This is a genomic window from Mesorhizobium sp. M1217, assembly GCF_040318275.1.
Lineage (GTDB): Bacteria > Pseudomonadota > Alphaproteobacteria > Rhizobiales > Rhizobiaceae > Mesorhizobium.
The window spans coordinates 14,403-29,809 of the sequence record NZ_JAMYMA010000010.1; the positions used below are offsets into that span (position 1 = coordinate 14,403).

Annotated in this window: 19 protein-coding genes; 11 read left to right on the top strand and 8 right to left on the bottom strand. The window is 63.7% G+C overall.

Going from position 1 to position 15,407, the window contains the following annotated elements; genetic code table 11:
* The first annotated feature begins 83 nt into the window (after positions 1-83).
* The 9 genes from NKH37_RS18080 (at position 84) to NKH37_RS18120 (ending at position 5,999) form a co-directional block, all read left to right on the top strand.
* On the top strand, positions 84-509 hold the full coding sequence (locus NKH37_RS18080; protein WP_352484062.1) for a MerR family transcriptional regulator: 426 nt from the start codon (positions 84-86) through the stop codon (positions 507-509).
* A gap of 87 nt (positions 510-596) precedes the next feature.
* Positions 597-1,004 carry a hypothetical protein gene (locus tag NKH37_RS18085; protein ID WP_352639455.1) on the top strand — a complete coding sequence of 136 codons (408 nt, stop codon included), beginning with the start codon at positions 597-599 and terminating at the stop codon, positions 1,002-1,004.
* Positions 1,005-1,135: 131 nt separating this feature from the next.
* Entirely contained in the window at positions 1,136-2,572 is a 1,437-nt protein-coding gene (locus tag NKH37_RS18090) for a multicopper oxidase family protein (RefSeq protein WP_352639453.1), read from the top strand.
* A gap of 28 nt (positions 2,573-2,600) precedes the next feature.
* Positions 2,601-3,041 (top strand): DUF411 domain-containing protein, encoded by a 441-nt coding sequence (locus NKH37_RS18095; protein WP_023720628.1) that lies wholly within the window; start codon positions 2,601-2,603, stop codon positions 3,039-3,041.
* A gap of 7 nt (positions 3,042-3,048) precedes the next feature.
* Positions 3,049-3,576 (top strand): TlpA family protein disulfide reductase, encoded by a 528-nt coding sequence (locus tag NKH37_RS18100; protein WP_198030522.1) that lies wholly within the window; start codon positions 3,049-3,051, stop codon positions 3,574-3,576.
* A gap of 13 nt (positions 3,577-3,589) precedes the next feature.
* Positions 3,590-4,327 carry an SCO family protein gene (locus NKH37_RS18105; RefSeq protein WP_353003603.1) on the top strand — a complete coding sequence of 246 codons (738 nt, stop codon included), beginning with the start codon at positions 3,590-3,592 and terminating at the stop codon, positions 4,325-4,327.
* Between the two features lie 51 nt (positions 4,328-4,378).
* Positions 4,379-5,158: a DsbA family protein gene (locus NKH37_RS18110; RefSeq protein ID WP_353041258.1), complete on the top strand. Its 780-nt coding sequence runs from the start codon at positions 4,379-4,381 to the stop codon at positions 5,156-5,158.
* Positions 5,155-5,721, top strand: a complete 567-nt coding sequence (locus NKH37_RS18115) for a hypothetical protein (RefSeq protein WP_023720632.1) — start codon at positions 5,155-5,157, stop codon at positions 5,719-5,721. Before NKH37_RS18110 ends, NKH37_RS18115 begins: the two co-directional genes overlap by 4 nt.
* Before the next feature lie 113 nt (positions 5,722-5,834).
* Positions 5,835-5,999, top strand: coding sequence for a hypothetical protein (locus NKH37_RS18120; protein ID WP_352589569.1), 165 nt, complete (start codon positions 5,835-5,837; stop codon positions 5,997-5,999).
* Between the two features lie 123 nt (positions 6,000-6,122).
* On the opposite strand, the gene NKH37_RS18125 is transcribed toward NKH37_RS18120, so the two are convergent.
* From NKH37_RS18125 to NKH37_RS18135, 3 genes are read right to left on the bottom strand one after another with little or no spacing between them, the layout of a single operon-like run.
* The gene (locus NKH37_RS18125; RefSeq protein WP_352639447.1) at positions 6,123-7,343 is read right to left on the bottom strand and encodes an NAD(P)/FAD-dependent oxidoreductase; all 1,221 of its coding nucleotides are present in this window, start codon (positions 7,341-7,343) and stop codon (positions 6,123-6,125) included.
* Positions 7,340-8,053, bottom strand: coding sequence for a methyltransferase domain-containing protein (locus NKH37_RS18130; protein WP_352639446.1), 714 nt, complete (start codon positions 8,051-8,053; stop codon positions 7,340-7,342). The genes NKH37_RS18125 and NKH37_RS18130 overlap by 4 nt, the downstream gene beginning before the upstream one ends.
* On the bottom strand, positions 8,050-9,117 hold the full coding sequence (locus NKH37_RS18135; RefSeq protein ID WP_352494454.1) for a type III polyketide synthase: 1,068 nt from the start codon (positions 9,115-9,117) through the stop codon (positions 8,050-8,052). Before NKH37_RS18135 ends, NKH37_RS18130 begins: the two co-directional genes overlap by 4 nt.
* Before the next feature lie 263 nt (positions 9,118-9,380).
* On the opposite strand from NKH37_RS18135, the gene cueR reads away from it, so the two are divergent.
* Both cueR and NKH37_RS18145 read left to right on the top strand, forming a co-directional pair.
* Positions 9,381-9,779, top strand: a complete 399-nt coding sequence (gene cueR, locus NKH37_RS18140; protein WP_031194477.1) for a Cu(I)-responsive transcriptional regulator — start codon at positions 9,381-9,383, stop codon at positions 9,777-9,779.
* Positions 9,776-10,333, top strand: a complete 558-nt coding sequence (locus NKH37_RS18145) for a cytochrome c (protein WP_023720638.1) — start codon at positions 9,776-9,778, stop codon at positions 10,331-10,333. The genes cueR and NKH37_RS18145 overlap by 4 nt, the downstream gene beginning before the upstream one ends.
* A 5-nt stretch (positions 10,334-10,338) precedes the next feature.
* On the opposite strand, the gene atzF is transcribed toward NKH37_RS18145, so the two are convergent.
* The 5 genes from atzF to biuH are packed head-to-tail and all read right to left on the bottom strand — an operon-like array spanning position 10,339 to position 15,399.
* A complete protein-coding gene (gene atzF, locus NKH37_RS18150; RefSeq protein ID WP_353003607.1) occupies positions 10,339-12,147 on the bottom strand; it encodes an allophanate hydrolase in 1,809 nt (602 codons plus the stop codon).
* Entirely contained in the window at positions 12,144-12,494 is a 351-nt protein-coding gene (locus tag NKH37_RS18155) for a cupin domain-containing protein (RefSeq protein WP_023720640.1), read from the bottom strand. The genes atzF and NKH37_RS18155 overlap by 4 nt, the downstream gene beginning before the upstream one ends.
* A complete protein-coding gene (locus NKH37_RS18160) occupies positions 12,487-13,155 on the bottom strand; it encodes a cysteine hydrolase family protein (protein WP_023720641.1) in 669 nt (222 codons plus the stop codon). Before NKH37_RS18160 ends, NKH37_RS18155 begins: the two co-directional genes overlap by 8 nt.
* Complete coding sequence (locus NKH37_RS18165) at positions 13,155-14,687, bottom strand: ABC transporter ATP-binding protein (RefSeq protein ID WP_353041260.1); 1,533 nt, start codon at positions 14,685-14,687, stop codon at positions 13,155-13,157. The genes NKH37_RS18160 and NKH37_RS18165 overlap by 1 nt, the downstream gene beginning before the upstream one ends.
* Positions 14,688-14,697: 10 nt before the next feature.
* Positions 14,698-15,399: a biuret amidohydrolase gene (gene biuH / locus NKH37_RS18170; RefSeq protein WP_023720643.1), complete on the bottom strand. Its 702-nt coding sequence runs from the start codon at positions 15,397-15,399 to the stop codon at positions 14,698-14,700.
* Between the last annotated feature and the right edge of the window lie 8 nt (positions 15,400-15,407).

Consider the following 15,407-nt stretch of genomic DNA (forward strand, 5'->3'; position numbering starts at 1 on the left):
TGTTTGGTCGCAGCCAAGGTGAACCTCTTGCATCTTCGATCGCGACGCTACATCCTCTAGTGACTAGAGGAACAAGCGAAAAGATGCCAGCAGGTGTGACCATCGGTGAAGCAGCCCGACGCAGCGGCGTGAAGGTTCCAACCATCCGCTACTATGAGCAGATCGATTTGCTTCCAGCCCCTGCCCGCAGCGAAGCCAATCGCCGGCATTATGAAGCGGCAGATTTGCGCCGGCTCGCCTTCATCAGGCACGCGCGCGAGCTTGGGTTCGAGATCGAGGCCATCAGGACGCTGCTGACGTTGCAGGATAATCCCCACCAGCCCTGTGGAACCGCCGACGCCATCGCCCAAGCCCGTCTGGCCGAGGTCGTCCAGCGAATACGCAGCCTTGCCGCGTTGAAGATCGAGCTGGAGCTGATGGTTGAGGGCTGCCGGCAAGGGAAAGTCTGCGAATGCCGTGTGATCGAGGTGCTGTCAGATCACGATCAATGTGAGCATCCTCATCATTGATTCGCCAGACCAGAGCTCGCACCAGCGCCGATGTCGCAGCATGCCGAGCTTGCAAAAGCCGCGCTTTGCGGTCAACCTGAGCGGATGATGGCACGTCTGTCACCAAAACACCTCCTGACTATGCTGCTCGCGATGGTCGTGACCGCCGGGTTCAGCCTGTCAGCCGCCCAGGCTGCCGTCATGTCGGCGAGGATGGCGATCGACAGCCGCATGATCATGGCCGCAGATGCCGGCACCACCGACGCCGACATGGCCAAGATGGCCGATGCCAAGGGCGGCGACTGCAGCGCTTGCCTCAAGAGCTCGGCCGACAACGACAAACCGATGCAATGTGCGCCGACCTGCGTCGCACCGGTTCTGGCGGTGCTGCCGGAAGCTCTCCCCGTGACGGGACTGCTGCGGGTAGAGCTGCCGCCGGCGCTTCCCGCCGCGTTCCTGCACGGGCGAAGTCTGTTGCCCGAGCCATTCCCTCCAAGACCCAGCGCTCTCGTCTGACGCCGTTTCTGCCGTTTCCGCGGTTGATTGACGGCGTTTGATCGTCCGGTTGCGCGTACTGCGCAACGGACGCGGCAGCAATTCAATCGATGTCGCGATGTTCGCCGTCGGTTACCGCAGGGGTCACAAGGGTGAATTCCGTTTCAAGTCCGTTCATAACGCGCCGCAAATTCCTGCTTGCGGCGGCAAGCATTGCCGCCTCCGCGCCGATCCGCCCCGCACTGGCGCTGGCTACCGGCGAACACCGGATCAGGGTGGCGCCAGGCCAGGCACGGCTCACCGGCCCCGATGGTCCGCGCACTCCGGTATGGGCCTATGATGGCACGGTCCCCGGCCCGACACTGCGCTTACGCCAGGGGCGGCCCGCTCGCATCATCGTCGAGAACGGACTGGGCGAGGACACCACGGTTCACTGGCACGGCATCCGGCTGCCGAACGCGATGGACGGCGTGCCGGGATTGACCCAACCGCCGATCAGGCCGGGCGAAAATTTCGTGTACGAGTTCACCCCGCCCGATGCCGGCACCTTCTGGTACCATCCGCATGCCGACAGCCTGGTTCAGCTTGGCCGTGGCCTTGCAGGCGCACTGATCGTCGAGGAAGCCGAACCGGTCGCGGTCGACCGCGAGCTTCTATGGCTGCTGCAGGACTGGCGGCTCACCAAGGATGGGCAAATCGCTGCCGGCTTCGGCAACATGATGGATGCAGCGATGTCGGGCCGCGTCGGCAATGTCGTCACCGTCAACGGTGCACCGCCGGCCGACCTGACCGTGAAGGCCGGCGAGCGCGTCAGGTTGCGGCTGGCCAATGCGTCACTCGCTCGCATCATGGCTTTGCGTTTCGAAGGCCACCGTCCGGTCATCGTCGCCATCGACGGCCAGCCCTGCGACCCGCATGAGCCGGAGGGCGGACGCTTGGTGCTTGCGCCCGCCATGCGCATCGATGTCGTGCTCGACATGCAGGGCGACCCGGGCAAGCGCTACGCGGTGATCGATGAGTTCTACGACGGCCTTGCCTACTCCCTGACCGCGCTCGCCTATGACGCCGGAGCACCGCTGCGCGATCATCCTCTCGATGCGCCGCTTCGCCTGCCGGCCAATCCGCTGCCGGCCCCCGACCTGGCCAAGGCCGAACGGCATGAGATCGTCCTGCAGGGCGGCATGATGGGCGGCGGCAAGCTGGCCGGCGTCGGCGGCATGATGAGCATGGCGATGCCCGGCATGAACGGCGCCGCCGCCTGGGCAATCAACGGCATGTCGATGACCGGCGACGGCCACGCGGGCATGGCGCCACAGTTCACGCTGGAACGCGGCGCCACCTGCCGTCTCACCATGCGCAACGAAACCGCATGGTGGCACCCCATGCACGTTCACGGCTTCAGCCTGTCGGTGCTTTCGCGCAACGGCTCGCCGGTACCGCACCGGCAATGGCAGGACACGGTGCTGCTCGCCCCCAAGGACACGATCGAATGCGCCTTCGTTGCCGACAATCCCGGTGACTGGATGCTGCACTGCCATGTCGCCGATCACCAGATGGCCGGCCTGATGACAGTGTTCCGCGTGACCTGAAAGTTTTGTCCAACCAAGGAGAACTGCAATGAAACTGACCTACCGCCTAGCCGCACTGTCCCTGCTGATCGCAACGCCGCTGCCTGCCTTCGCCGCCACGATCAACGCCGTCATGTACAAGAACCCGCAATGCAGCTGCTGCGAATCCTACGCCAACTATCTCGAGCACAACGGCTTCAAGGTCGACATCAAGCCGGTCAACAATCTCTCTCAGATCAGCAGCGATGCCGGCGTGCCGGCCGACCTCGAAGGCTGCCACACGCTGATGGTCGACGGCTATGTCGTCGATGGCCTGGTGCCGGTCGAAATCGTCAAGAAGCTTTTGACCGAACGCCCTGCCATCACCGGCATAACGCTGGCCGGCATGCCGACGGGCGCTCCAGGCATGGGTGGTGAGAAGCAAGGCCCCTTCGTCGTCTACGCCTTCACCAAGGACGGCAAGGCACCCACCGTCTACGCGACCGAGTGAGGCTATTGTGAGCAAACTGGCCATGGTCCTGATTGGCATGCTGCTAGCATTTTCGCTGCCGGTATCAGCCGCCGAGCCGACGCAGAACTTTGTCGTTCACGAGGCGCCCGCCCCCGTACCGGAAATCAGCTTCGAGGATGGCAATGGCAAGCCGAAAACGCTTGCGGATTTCCACGGCAAGGTCGTGCTGCTCAACATCTGGGCGACATGGTGCGCGCCCTGCCGCAAGGAGATGCCGACGCTCGATCGTCTGCAAGCCAAACTGGGCGGTCCGGATTTCGAGGTCGTCGCGCTGTCCATGGACCGTGCCGGTCCTGAGATTGTGAAGAAGTTCTTTGCCGAGATCGGCATCAAGCACCTCGCCCTCAACATCGATGCCTCGGGCAAGGCCATGTTCGCCATCGGCTCCGTCGGCCTTCCGGCAACCCTGCTGATCAATCGCGACGGCAAGGAGATCGGCCGGCTGATTGGGCCGGCCGAATGGGACGCGCCCGACATGGTCGACTTCATCGGCAGCCGCATCGCTGCCGAGTGAGAAAGGAACAGATATGTCCGGGTTGAAGGCTCACTGCCTTGCATCGGCTTTGAACGAGTGGAGGTGTTTGCTGCTGGGCGCCATTGCCATTGCGGCGCTGACCGTGGGGTTTTCGTATCGGGCGCAAGCCCACTCGCTCGACGAAATCGACACCATGCTTGAGGGCGACGAGAAATATTTCCAAACGATCGACAAGCCGGCGCCTGAATTCACGCTGCGCACCGCCGATGGGCGTGTCGTGCGAACGGCAGATCTGCGCGGCAAGGTGGTCGTCCTCCACTTCATCTACACATCGTGCCCGGATGTATGCCCCCTGCATGCCGAGAAGATCGCCGAGGTCCAGAAAATGGTGAACGGCACGCCGATGAGAGGCCAGGTCAGCTTTGTGACCATCACCACCGACCCCGCCAGGGACACGCCGGACGTGCTGCGCAGCTACGGGCAGACGCACGGGCTCGATCCCGTCAATTGGCTGTTCCTGACCACGACGGCGGATCAGCCGGAGGATGCGACCCGCAGACTGGCGGAGGCCTTCGGCCACAAGTTCACACTGACGGACGATGGTTATCAGATGCACGGCACCGTCACCCATGTGATCGACAAGGAGGGCCGCTGGCGGGCGAATTTCCATGGCCTGAATTTCGCTGCGGTCAATCTCGTCACCTTCGTCAATGCGCTCACCAACAATGTCGAGCGCTCGCACCATGAGCCGGAAACGGGATGGTGGGCGACGATCAAGGGCATGTTCTGAGGCACCATTCACATGCCGGCGGTCCGGCGAAACAGAGGGAAGGAGAACCCTGTGATCCACAAATCCAATTCATGGCGCGGAGCCATCGGCAAAATGGCCCGTGCCTTCGTCCTGGCCGGTGCGACGGCCTGGCTCGCGCGCGGTATCCACGGTCAGGCGATCGCCGCGGGCGAGATGTCCCAGGACCAGTTCGACCAGCGCATCCACGATTATATCCTCGCGCATCCCGAGGTCGTCATGGAGGCGCTGCAGAGCCTCGATGCCCGCCAGCGCGAGGCCGCGGCAAAAGAGGCGAAGGCTGCCCTGGCGGCCAAGGCCGACGATATCTTCCGGGACCCGGCGAGCCCGGTCGGCGGCAACGCCGAAGGCGACGTCATCATGGTCGAGTTCTTTGACTACAACTGCCCCTATTGCCGCCAGGTTGCGCCGATCCTGGCGCAAGCCGTGGCCGACGATCCGCAGCTCAAAATCGTCTACAAGGAATTCCCGATCCTCAGCACGGATTCCGTATTTGCTTCCAAGGCGGCTCTCGCCGCAATGCGCCAGGGCAAGTACATGGCATTCCACAAGGCCTTGTATGCGGTGAAGACGCGGGTGACCGAAGCGGTCGTGCTGAAGGTTGCTGCCGACGTCGGTCTCGATGTGGCTAAGCTGAAGACCGACATGCAGCGGCCCGATATCCAGGCGTCGATCGACCGGAATACGCAACTGGCACAGGCGCTGAAGATCAGTGGAACGCCAAGCTTCGTCGTTGGCGAGCAGATTTTCCCCGGCGCGACCGACCTCGCAACGATGAAGAAACTGATCGAGCAAGCGAGGAACAGCAAATGAGCCGGATATGCCATCCAACCCGACGGACGGTTGTTCTGGGCAGCGCCTTTGGCGTCGCTGCGGTCGTCGGCTTGCTCAAGGGGCCGGATTTGACGATCGCCGCGGAGGATTCCGATCTGGTGCGCCGCTTCAAATATCTCAGCCAGAACGGCAACAGCACGTGTTCGGCCAAGTTCACGGAGTCGATTGCGACCATGCCGGCGATGTCGCGGATCACGGGCTCGTGCTGCAGCCCAATGGAGACAAAGCGCTATGCCGAGCAGGTGAACGGTTTGGCCAGGTACCGCGAGATCGCGATGATCCCGAACGATCCGTACGATATTCCGGCCGGCATCGCACAGAAGATGATGCCCTACTACGATGTGAAACTCTCCGGCGACGAGCAGCAGGCCTATGACTATGCGATGGCCAATTCCAACGAGAAAGGCCCTTGCTGCTGCCAATGCTGGCGCTGGAAAGTGTATGGCGGATTGGCGAAGTTCCTGATCCGCGAGCAAGGTTTCACCGGCAAGCAGGTCGTCGACGTCTGGGATCTCTCGGACGGCTGCGGCGGAGGTATGTGAGACGGAAAGGGCAGGACACTTCCGGTTGGCGGGACAAGGCGACAGGCGGCCGATCGGTTTCCTGGTCGTCTTGACCGAAGTCCCCGGCGAGCTAATTGCCTTCGCAGTCGCCGATGCTTACCGACGAAGGCGGGCCTTCACTGACCGTAAAGGTGATTGCAATGATGAATGGTCCAATGGATACGTGGATGATGGGCGGCATGGCACTCGTCTGGGTCCTGGTGTTCGTCGCCCTCTTGCTCGCGATTGCAGCCTTGGTCAAATACCTGCGAACCTGAAGCCGCGGACGCAGTCAGGTATACGACTATGCGATGACAAATTCCGGGGAGAAGGAGCCAGCTGCTGCCAACTGTGGCGGTGGCATGTAAGGCGACCAGGGCAGCACGACGCCGCGTCACTCGTCAGGCAAAGCCGGGAACCCGCTTGGTCTTGCCGCTCAGTTGCGCGCCCAGTGTCAGTGTCTGCGGGAAATTCCGGACGATCGCCGCCATCAAGGTGGCGCTGCCGGGGCGGAGGGCAATTCCGGCGAGGGCCGCGGCAGCGTAGACCCGTGTCGAAAACAGTCTTTTCCAGGCCGCCTCATAGCGTCTGGCAGCGGCCTCGCGTCCCGCTTGGCCGCTTGGCGCGGATGCGAGTTCGCAAGCCAGCAGCCAGCCGGACTGCAGCGCCATCGAGATACCCTCGGCGATAACAGGATGAGACTCTCCGGCTGCATTGCCGACGCGGAAGATGTCCCCTTCGTAGCACGAGCGAATTCCCGGCCGGATCGGACCCGCGGCAAGCCACGGACCGTCGAGGAGAGCCGGCTCCAGAGCGTCCCTCACGCCCCGGCATGAGTCCATGAGGTGGCGGGAGACCGCATCGGCGGCCGGCACATGGCTCCGGTGTTTCGGGTCATGTTGTTTACGCAACCGCGCCAGCATATCGCGCCGAATGCAGCACGAGATCGACAACCGGCCATGATCGGCCGAGACCATGCCGCCATAGCCGCCGGGGAAGGCCAGCAGCGGCATCAAATCCGGCGCCAGCGACGACCCGGTGAAATGCGCCTTGAAGCCGAGCAGGTCCGACGGCCGGTTGGCCTTTGCGAGCTGGCTGGGCAATGGGCCGGGTTCCCACGAGCCGTGTGCGGCGACAATCACCGGCGCGCGCAACATCGCCGTTTCGTCTCCGGCTTGAATTCGTACCCTTTGCATCTCGCCGTCCCGGTCGATTGCGACGGCGCGGCAGGGCTGGAAGATTTCGACACCCGCCGATCGCGCCGTCTGCAAAAGCAGAGAGTCGAGAATGTCCCGGCCGAGTGCCCGGCCGAAGCCGTCTTTTGCAGGAGGCCCAGCTCCTGCACGTGGCATTGCCGCCTCGACGCAGGTTTCGCCGGAAAACAAACCGACGCGGCGGATTTCGGGGCCGGCATCGGTACGCCAGGCATCGCCGATCTCCAGCTGGTCGAAAAGCGCAAGATTGCTTGCCGAGATGTATTCGCCGCAGACCTTGCGGCGCGGGAACTCGGTCTTTTCCACAATGGCCACGGCCCATCCGCACCGGGCCAGCGTGAGCGCGAGGGATGTGCCCGCCGGGCCGGCGCCGATGACGATCGCGTCATGGGTCGACAATCCGGTCATGGCTCGACTCTGGCGCTGGCGCCGACGAAGATGTGGGAAAACAGGCCGGCGCGCCTTTCCTCGACCGGTTTGCCGTTGGCCGCAAGCCAGAGGCCGGAAAGCTCGCTGCCGCGAAAGCCGGCACGCACGCTTTGCGCCGCGTCGTTTCGTGTGACGTCATTGGCGCCGATTGCCGGCAGAAGACGGGTCGCGGCCAGCGCCAGTTTCGCCCGCAGCGGCTCTGTCGCCAGCAGCAACGGGGCTTTTGGCCTGATCAGCGAAAACAGGCGCACGAGCTGCGCATCGTCGAGATGGTGCAGGAACAGATTGACCGTGACGGCGTCGAACGGCGCGCCCTCGATCTTTCCCGCCCAGTCGAAGACATCGGCGGTGATCCCTTCGGCCTTCCATCCCAACCTGTCGAAATCACCGCGCAATTGCGCAGTGACGAGGTCGACGCGGTCGAGCATTACCAGTTCGACCCCAGGCCAATGCCTGGCCATGCGCCGCGCCACCGCCAGCATGAAGGAGCCATCGCCGGCGCCGATCTCCAGAATGCGGCGTGGCGGCTTTGGCACAAACCTCCTGAGCAACGACGTCATGATCGGCACCTGAAACATCAGCATATTGATGCGCCGAAGGTCGCGGCGCGCGGTCAGCGCTCGTGGATCGTCGGCCGCAAGGCCGTCAAGGATTTCCGGCGCAAGCTGCCGATGCTCCAGGCCGCTCATGACACCGTTCGAAAGAGCATGGTTTCGGCCGTCAGCCCGGGTCCGAACGACATGCCGCAGCCGAGCAGGCCGGCAGGCGCCTTCAGCATCTCTTTCATCACGAACATGACGGTCGCCGACGACATGTTCCCGTATTGGCGCAACACCGCGCGCGATGGTTCCAGCGCGGTGGGCTCCAGTTCCAGAGCCCTTTCGACGGCATCGAGCACCGAACGCCCACCCGGGTGCACGGCCCAAAGGTCGATCGCCTCGGTCGGCCGGCCACCGAGGATGGCGGCCTGGTTGCTCCGCAACGCTTCATGAATCGCTGCCGGCACTTGGCCGGAAAGAACCATTTCGAATCCGTGGTCGCGAATATTCCAGCGCATCAGATCCCGCCGCTCCCTCGCCACCAGGCAGTGAAAGCTATCGAGCTCGATGCCGAGCGGCTCGGAAGTGATGAGCGCAGCCGCACAGCCATCGCCCCAGAGGCAGAACGACAGCAGTTTTTCCAGTTCGGTGGTTTGACGCAGGTGCATCGTGCAGAGCTCGATATTGACCAGCAGGACCTTGGCCTGCGGGTCGGAGCGGACGATGTGACGCGCCAGCTTGAGGCCGTTGATCGCCGCGTAGCAACCCATGAAACCGATCATCGTGCGTTCGACCCCGTCCGGCAGCCCGCAACGCGCAACCAGCTCGAGATCGATGCCCGGCGCCGAAAAACCGGTGCAGGTAGTGACGATAAGATGGGTGATGCGGGAAGCGTCGTCGCCAAGTTGCAATCCGTCGATGCCCTTTTGCGCCAGAACAGGTGCGGCATCGTCGAACATCGCCATTCTCATGGCCGTTCCGGGAAACGCGCCCCGAATGAAGGTCCCGGCCAGGTCGGCGGATGGTCCTTCGGGATCGGACGCCGGCGCAAAGCAGGAATAGCGGTGCTCGATGCCGGCAAGATCGGCCATGCGTTCGAAGATCCTCCGGCGATCGGCCGCGAGCATCGAGGCCGCGAAACGCAGGTAGAATTGATGAACCTCGTGCTCCGGCACCGCTGTCGCGATCCGGTTGATATAGGCCTTGACGGGCATGTTCTATCTCCTCGGCGTCTGCACGGCGTAACGTGCCGCCGGAGGGTCCTTGCTGATCGGTACCTGGTGCCGGGCGCCGAGTTTGAGCGCTGTTCGATAAACGTTTCCGAAAACTGATTTCTTCCCGAAGGTTCAGTATGCGCTGTTGGCAGGCAAACGGTTGGAGCCGGCGGGCGGTTGCGTCGGGCATCCAAAATCGCCACATCATGTTGACCTTCCATCTACTGGAAGGTCTATTTCCTCCGATAAAGGAGATTTCCGATATGAACATCGGCGTCGCATCCGAAAAATCCGGCCTACCGGCCAAGACGATCCGCTACTACGAGGACATCGGGCTCTTGCACCCGGCCCGGACAGACAATGGCTATCGCGATTACTCGACGGCCGATATTCACCGGCTGCGCTTCCTGCAGCGCTCACGAAGCCTGGGGTTTTCGGTCGACGAATGCCGCCAGTTGCTCTCGCTGTACCAAGACAGGGAACGTGACAGCGCTGACGTGAAGGCGATCGCGAAAGCCAAGTTGGTGGAGATCGACAGGAAGATCGCCGAACTGGTCGGATTGCGCGGCTTGCTTCACCATCTGGTCAGTCACTGCCACGGCGACGAGCGGCCGGAGTGCCCGATCATCGACGAGTTGGCGGGACAAGGCGTGGCCCAGTGAGGCTCGCAGCCGCTCTAACAGTGCTGTCGCTTGCCTGCGTCTCTGTCGTGCTCGCTGCCGCCCATTCGAGCCGTGATGCGGTCATCGAGGCTCGCCAGGCCTCGATGAAGGAAATGGCTGCGGCGGCAAAGGCGATCGCCGGGATGTTCGACGGCAAGCGGGCGTATGACGCCGCGGCTTTCCAAGCGGCGGCCGAGGCCATCCGCGCCCGCACCGGCCCTTCCCTCATTGCCGAATTCCCCAGCGCGACATTGGGTGCGCCTTCAGGCGCCAAGCTGGATATCGACCCTGCCCGCGCGGAGTTCGAAGGGCTGGCTCGCCACATCGGGACGCTGGCCAGCGCCCTGGCCTCCGACGCCGAGCGGGTGCCGCCGCGCATTACCGACGACATGAGAATGGGTTCCGGCCCGGCGATGGGCGGTGGCAGCCTGCTTGGCAAGCGACCGGGGACGGCGGAAGCCGATCCCGCCAAATTGCCGGCGGAGCACCTCCTGCATCTCATCTTGCAGGATTGCTCGAGCTGCCACTCGAAGTTCCGGCAAAAGGTCGAGTGATGGCGTCAGCTCCGCAGCTGCTGATCCGCCATGAAATTGCGCCAGCCGCCGAAATGCGAAATCTCTTCTGCATCGGTAAGGCCGGCACTTTCAACGAGGAAGCCTTTCGGCGAAGTTCCGTCGTCGAGCAGAAGCGTCCCGATGCCGAGCGGCGGCGGGATCGCCGCGACGAAGCGACCGAAGGCTTGCGGCGACAGCCGCCAGACTTCGACCTCGATGGCTGTGCCCTTGCCATTGCAGGTGCGCTCGAGCCCCGGTCTCGACACCGACTGGCCGGCGAGTGCGTAAAGCCGGTAGAGCGGCGCCGTTCTCGCAGCCCGGGCGAAAATCGCGCCGAGCTGCTGCAACTGGCCGTTCAGCGCCATCCCCGATAGATGCGCGCCGACCACGGCCAGCTCGATCGTGCCTTCATCCACGTCCACGCGGATATCGCCACGCGGCGGCAGCGGCCAGCCGGTAGCGCCCAGCGCAAGGCCGCTTGCCGCATGGACATCGCGCGCAAGCGACGCCGTCAGATGGTCCTTGCCCGCCGCGGCAAGCAAGGTGACGCTCATCGGCAAACCGTCGCTGCGGGTTCCGGTCGGCACGGCGATGCCGCACATGTCGAGCAGATTGACGAAGTTGGTGTAGGTGCCGAGCCGGCTGTTGGTGACGATAGGGTCAGCCAACACCGCTTCGACTGTGTAATGCGTCGGCGCGGTCGGCACACAGAAAAGATCGACCGAGGCGATAACCGGCGCAAGCTTGGCCTTGTAGGCCTGCAAGGCATAGAGCCCGTTGAAGGCGTCCGCTGCGGAAAGTTTTCGCGCACCGCCGATGATCTGCCGCGTCACCGGATGCATGGCCGCCTCGTTGGCATCCATGAAGTCCCTGATCGCGGTGTAACGCTCGGCCACCCAGGCGCCCTCGTAAAGCAGATTGGCGGTGGCGTAGAAATCGCCGAACGGGATTTCGACCAGCCTGCAGCCCAGCGTCTCCAGCGAGGCAAGAGCGGCCTCGAAGCCCGCCTGCATCGCCTGGTCGCCGAAGAACGTCCGATCGGCCTTGGCCGGCACGCCAACCGTCAGCACCGGTGGGCGCGCGGCAAGCGGTTGGATGCCGAGGTCACGTGAATAGGGATCGGCGTCGTCCTTCGCCGCCGCGACCTCGAACACGCTGTAGGCGTCGTCGACGTTGAGTGCGAAGACGGAGACGCAGTCGAGCGTGCGGCAGGCCGGCACGACGCCGGCGGCCGACAGCGCGCCGACGCTCGGCTTCAGCCCGACGATGTTGTTGAGGCCGGCGGGTATGCGGCCCGAACCGGCGGTGTCGGTGCCGAGCGCGAACGAGACGATGCCACGCGCCGTCGCCACGGCCGAGCCGCATGAGGAGCCGCCCGGCACCAGTATCGGGTCGATCGCATTCCTCGGGATTGGATAGGGCGTGCGCACGCCGACCAGGCCGGTAGCGAACTGGTCGAGATTGGTCTTGCCGACGACCAGCGCGCCGGCGGCCTTGAGCCGCGCGACGACGGTGGCGTCGTTCGCCGGCAAGTAGGCATATTCCGCGCAGGCCGCCGTGGTCGGCATGCCGGCAACATCGATGTTGTCCTTGACCGCGAACGGAACGCCCCACAGTGGCTTTGCCAACGGATCGAACGGGCCGAGCTTTTCCGCCTCGGCAAGCATCTCCGCCCTGCTCGCCAGATGGATGAAGATGCCCGGGTCATCGGCCGCCGCGAGCCGCGCATGGACCGTATCGATCATATCGCCAATACTGAGGCCGGCCTGATAGGCGGCGTGCAGGCTCGCTATGTCGAAGCGGATGTCGCTCATTCGGCCTCGCCCTGAATGACGACCGGCAGGTTCCACTGGATGAGTACGACGCAGCCGTCTTTTGTCCACACCGAATGCTCGGTTCCAACCGGGTTCAGGATCACACTGCCCGCTGCATAATCGCCGTTCTCGTCGCTCTGCGAGCCTTCCAGCACGATGATCGTTTCCAGCCCGGCGTGGCGGTGACGCGGCACGCCGGCGCCCGCCCGGTAGTTGAGAATCGCGACCGACGGTTCCGTCGATCCCCCCTTGAGCAGCCAATGCACCGTGATGCCTTCGCGAAAAGGCTCGAATGGCAGATCACGCCAGCCCCCTTGGATGAGGGCCTGGTATGCAATGTTAGGCATTGGAAATTCCCTCGAGCACCTGGTCCGTTGTCGCCGTCCAGCCGACGATCGCGCCCTGCGCCCTGATCATGGCAAGGGCTGCCGTCTTGAACTCCGGAAAATAGCTCTCCGTCGCATCCTCCGCCAGCAGGCATTCATAGCCGCGGTCGTTGGCCTCGCGCATCGTCGTCTGCACGCAGACCTCCGTCGTCACCCCGGCAAAGACCAGTTGCTGTGCGCCGAGCCGCTTGAGGTCATCGCCGAAGCTGGTGGCATAGAACGCGCCCTTGCCGGGTTTTTCGATGACGATCTCGCCAGGCAATGGTGCAAGTTCATCGAGGATCGCCGTTCCCGGTTCGCCGACGATCAGCACGCGACCCATGGGACCGATATCGCCGATGCGGATCGACGGATTGCCGCGATTGCGCTTGGCCGGCGGCAGATCCGAAAAATCTGCCTTGTGGCACTCCATCGTGTGGATCACCGGCAGGCCAGCGGCGCGAAACCCTTCGAGCAGCCTTTTCACCGTCGGCACGATCGCCGTGATCCGGCTGACGTCGTTGCCGAGGCTGGCGCCGAAGCCGCCGGGCTCGGCGAAATCGCGCTGCATGTCGATGACGACCAGCGCCATCGCCTCAGGCTTGAAGGCAAACGGGAACGGCAGCGCCTCGATCTCCGCCATCAATGATGTCCCGCCATGTGCTCGCCGATCGTCTGCACGCTCGCCTGCGCGATCGGCGTCTCGTAGACCAGCGCGCCATCCGACATGACGAAGATGCGGTCCGAGAGCTCAAGCAGCTCGTCGAGGTCCTCCGACATCAAAAGCACTGCAGCACCGGCATTGCGCGCCTTCATGATGCGGGCGCGTATTTCGGCGACGGCGGAGAAGTCGAGGCCGAAGCAGGGGTTCGACACGATGAGCAAATCGACCTCGCCGGTCAGTTCCCGCGCCAGCACCGCGCGCTGCACATTGCCGCCCGACAATGATGAAATCGGCGAAGCGAGCGAGGCCGTCTTGACCTTGAACTGTTCGACAAGACGGGCCGCGTAGTCCCTGATCGCGCTCATCCTGATCCAGTTGACCGGCTTGCCGGCCTCGTTGAGGTCGAAGGTCCGGAAGGCCATGTTTTCGGCCACCGTCATCCGCGGTGCGCAGGCATTGCGCAATGGCTCCTCCGGAATGAAGCGGACATTGAGCGTGCGCGCCTCGCTGCGGCTGGCACCATAGGGCGAGCCTTTCACCAGAACGTCGCCCGCATTGCGTGCCCGCTGTCCGGCAAGGACTTCGAGAAACTCCTTCTGGCCGTTGCCGGAGATGCCGGCGATGCCGACGATCTCGCCGGACTTCACGTCGAGCTCGCCGATGTCGATGCTTTTCAAGCCGGTGCGGTCAGGCGCCTTCAGCGACTTTACCGTCAGCACCTGCCTGGCGCCGGCCGGCACCGGAGCGCGACTGTCGAGTGCTGCAATCGGTTGGTCGCCGATCATCATCGCCGCCATCTGCTTGTGCGAAAGTTCGGAGACCTTTCCGGTTTCGGTCAGCCTGCCCTTGCGCAACACGGTGATGTCGTCGGCAAAGGCCGTCACCTCGTGGAATTTGTGCGAGATCATCAGCACGGTGAGGTCGCCTGTCCTGGTCATGTCGCGCACCAGGCCAAGCACTTCCTGTGCCTCGCCAGGGGTGAGCACCGAAGTCGGCTCGTCGAGCACCAGGAAACTGCGGCCGAGATAGAGCTGCTTGACGATTTCGAGCTTCTGCTTCTCGCCGGCCGCAAGTTCCGCCACCTTGACGTCGAGCGGCAGCTTGAACGGCATCCGCTGCATGAATTGCGCAAGTGCGGCGCGCTCCTTGCGCCAGTCGATGACGCCCGGCACTTTCTCGCGGGAAATGACCAGGTTTTCCGCACCGGTCAGCGACGGGACGAGGGTAAAATGCTGATAGACCATGCCTAGCCCGAGCGCCGAGGCATCCTTCGGGCTGGCTATCGCGACCTCGCGGGCATCGACCAGCATGTCGCCGGCGGTCGGGCGGTAAAAACCCATCATGCATTTGACCAGCGTCGACTTGCCGGCACCGTTTTCGCCGAGCAGCGCATGGAATGATCCCGCTGGCACCTTGATCGAGACATCGTCCAGCGCGGTGAAGGCGCCGAAGCGCATGGTCATGCCGATAGTCTCGACGCCGACGGCTTTCTTGACGATGGTTCCGCTCAAGATCGCCCCCTCACGGCAGCTGCGCGACGAAGGACGCCGAGCTCGACACCGCGCCGAACACGCCGCCCTGCATCTTGATCATCTTGATCGCGGCGAGATGGTTGCCGTAGTCGGTCGCGCCGCAGCAGTCCTCAAGCATCACGCATTCGAAGCCGCGATCATTGGCCTCGCGCATGGTCGTGTGGACGCAGACATCGGTGGTGATGCCGGTCAGCACGATGTTTTCGATGCCGCGCTGGTGCAGGATCAGCTCCAGATCGGTGGCGCAGAACGAGCCCTTGCCCGGCTTGTCGATGATCGGTTCGCCCGCCGCCGGATAGAGGTCGGGGATGATATCCCAGCCTGGTTCGCCGCGCACCAGGATGCGCCCGCAAGGTCCGGGGTCGCCAATGCCGGCATTGATGCGGCGTGAGCGCCAGCGCTTGTTGGCCGGCAGGTCGGCGAGATCGGGCCGGTGGCCCTCGCGCGTGTGGATGATGGTGTAGCCCTGGGCCCGCATGGCTGCAAGCACCGACTTGATCGGCTCGATCGGCGCCCGCACCAGCGAAAGATCGTAGCCCATATGATCGACATAGCCGCCCGGCCCGCAGAAATCGGTCTGCATATCGATGATGATCAGAGCCGTATTGTCCGACCGCAGCTCGCCATTGTAGGGCCATGGATAAGGGTCGGCGTCGATGTAGCGCTGGGTGATCTCGGCTCTGGCGTTCATCGGGAAAA

Bases quoted from the DNA above. Each gene is read 5' to 3' on its own strand.
- NKH37_RS18080 (WP_352484062.1), top strand. From the start codon at position 84: ATGCCAGCAGGTGTGACCATCGGTGAAGCAGCCCGACGCAGCGGCGTG.
- NKH37_RS18085 (WP_352639455.1), top strand. From the start codon at position 597: ATGGCACGTCTGTCACCAAAACACCTCCTGACTATGCTGCTCGCGATG.
- NKH37_RS18095 (WP_023720628.1), top strand. From the start codon at position 2,601: ATGAAACTGACCTACCGCCTAGCCGCACTGTCCCTGCTGATCGCAACG.
- NKH37_RS18105 (WP_353003603.1), top strand. From the start codon at position 3,590: ATGTCCGGGTTGAAGGCTCACTGCCTTGCATCGGCTTTGAACGAGTGG.
- NKH37_RS18115 (WP_023720632.1), top strand. From the start codon at position 5,155: ATGAGCCGGATATGCCATCCAACCCGACGGACGGTTGTTCTGGGCAGC.
- NKH37_RS18120 (WP_352589569.1), top strand. From the start codon at position 5,835: ATGCTTACCGACGAAGGCGGGCCTTCACTGACCGTAAAGGTGATTGCA.
- NKH37_RS18125 (WP_352639447.1), bottom strand. From the start codon at position 7,343: ATGACCGGATTGTCGACCCATGACGCGATCGTCATCGGCGCCGGCCCG.
- NKH37_RS18130 (WP_352639446.1), bottom strand. From the start codon at position 8,053: ATGAGCGGCCTGGAGCATCGGCAGCTTGCGCCGGAAATCCTTGACGGC.
- NKH37_RS18135 (WP_352494454.1), bottom strand. From the start codon at position 9,117: ATGCCCGTCAAGGCCTATATCAACCGGATCGCGACAGCGGTGCCGGAG.
- cueR (WP_031194477.1), top strand. From the start codon at position 9,381: ATGAACATCGGCGTCGCATCCGAAAAATCCGGCCTACCGGCCAAGACG.
- atzF (WP_353003607.1), bottom strand. From the start codon at position 12,147: ATGAGCGACATCCGCTTCGACATAGCGAGCCTGCACGCCGCCTATCAG.
- NKH37_RS18155 (WP_023720640.1), bottom strand. From the start codon at position 12,494: ATGCCTAACATTGCATACCAGGCCCTCATCCAAGGGGGCTGGCGTGAT.
- NKH37_RS18160 (WP_023720641.1), bottom strand. From the start codon at position 13,155: ATGGCGGAGATCGAGGCGCTGCCGTTCCCGTTTGCCTTCAAGCCTGAG.
- biuH (WP_023720643.1), bottom strand. From the start codon at position 15,399: ATGAACGCCAGAGCCGAGATCACCCAGCGCTACATCGACGCCGACCCT.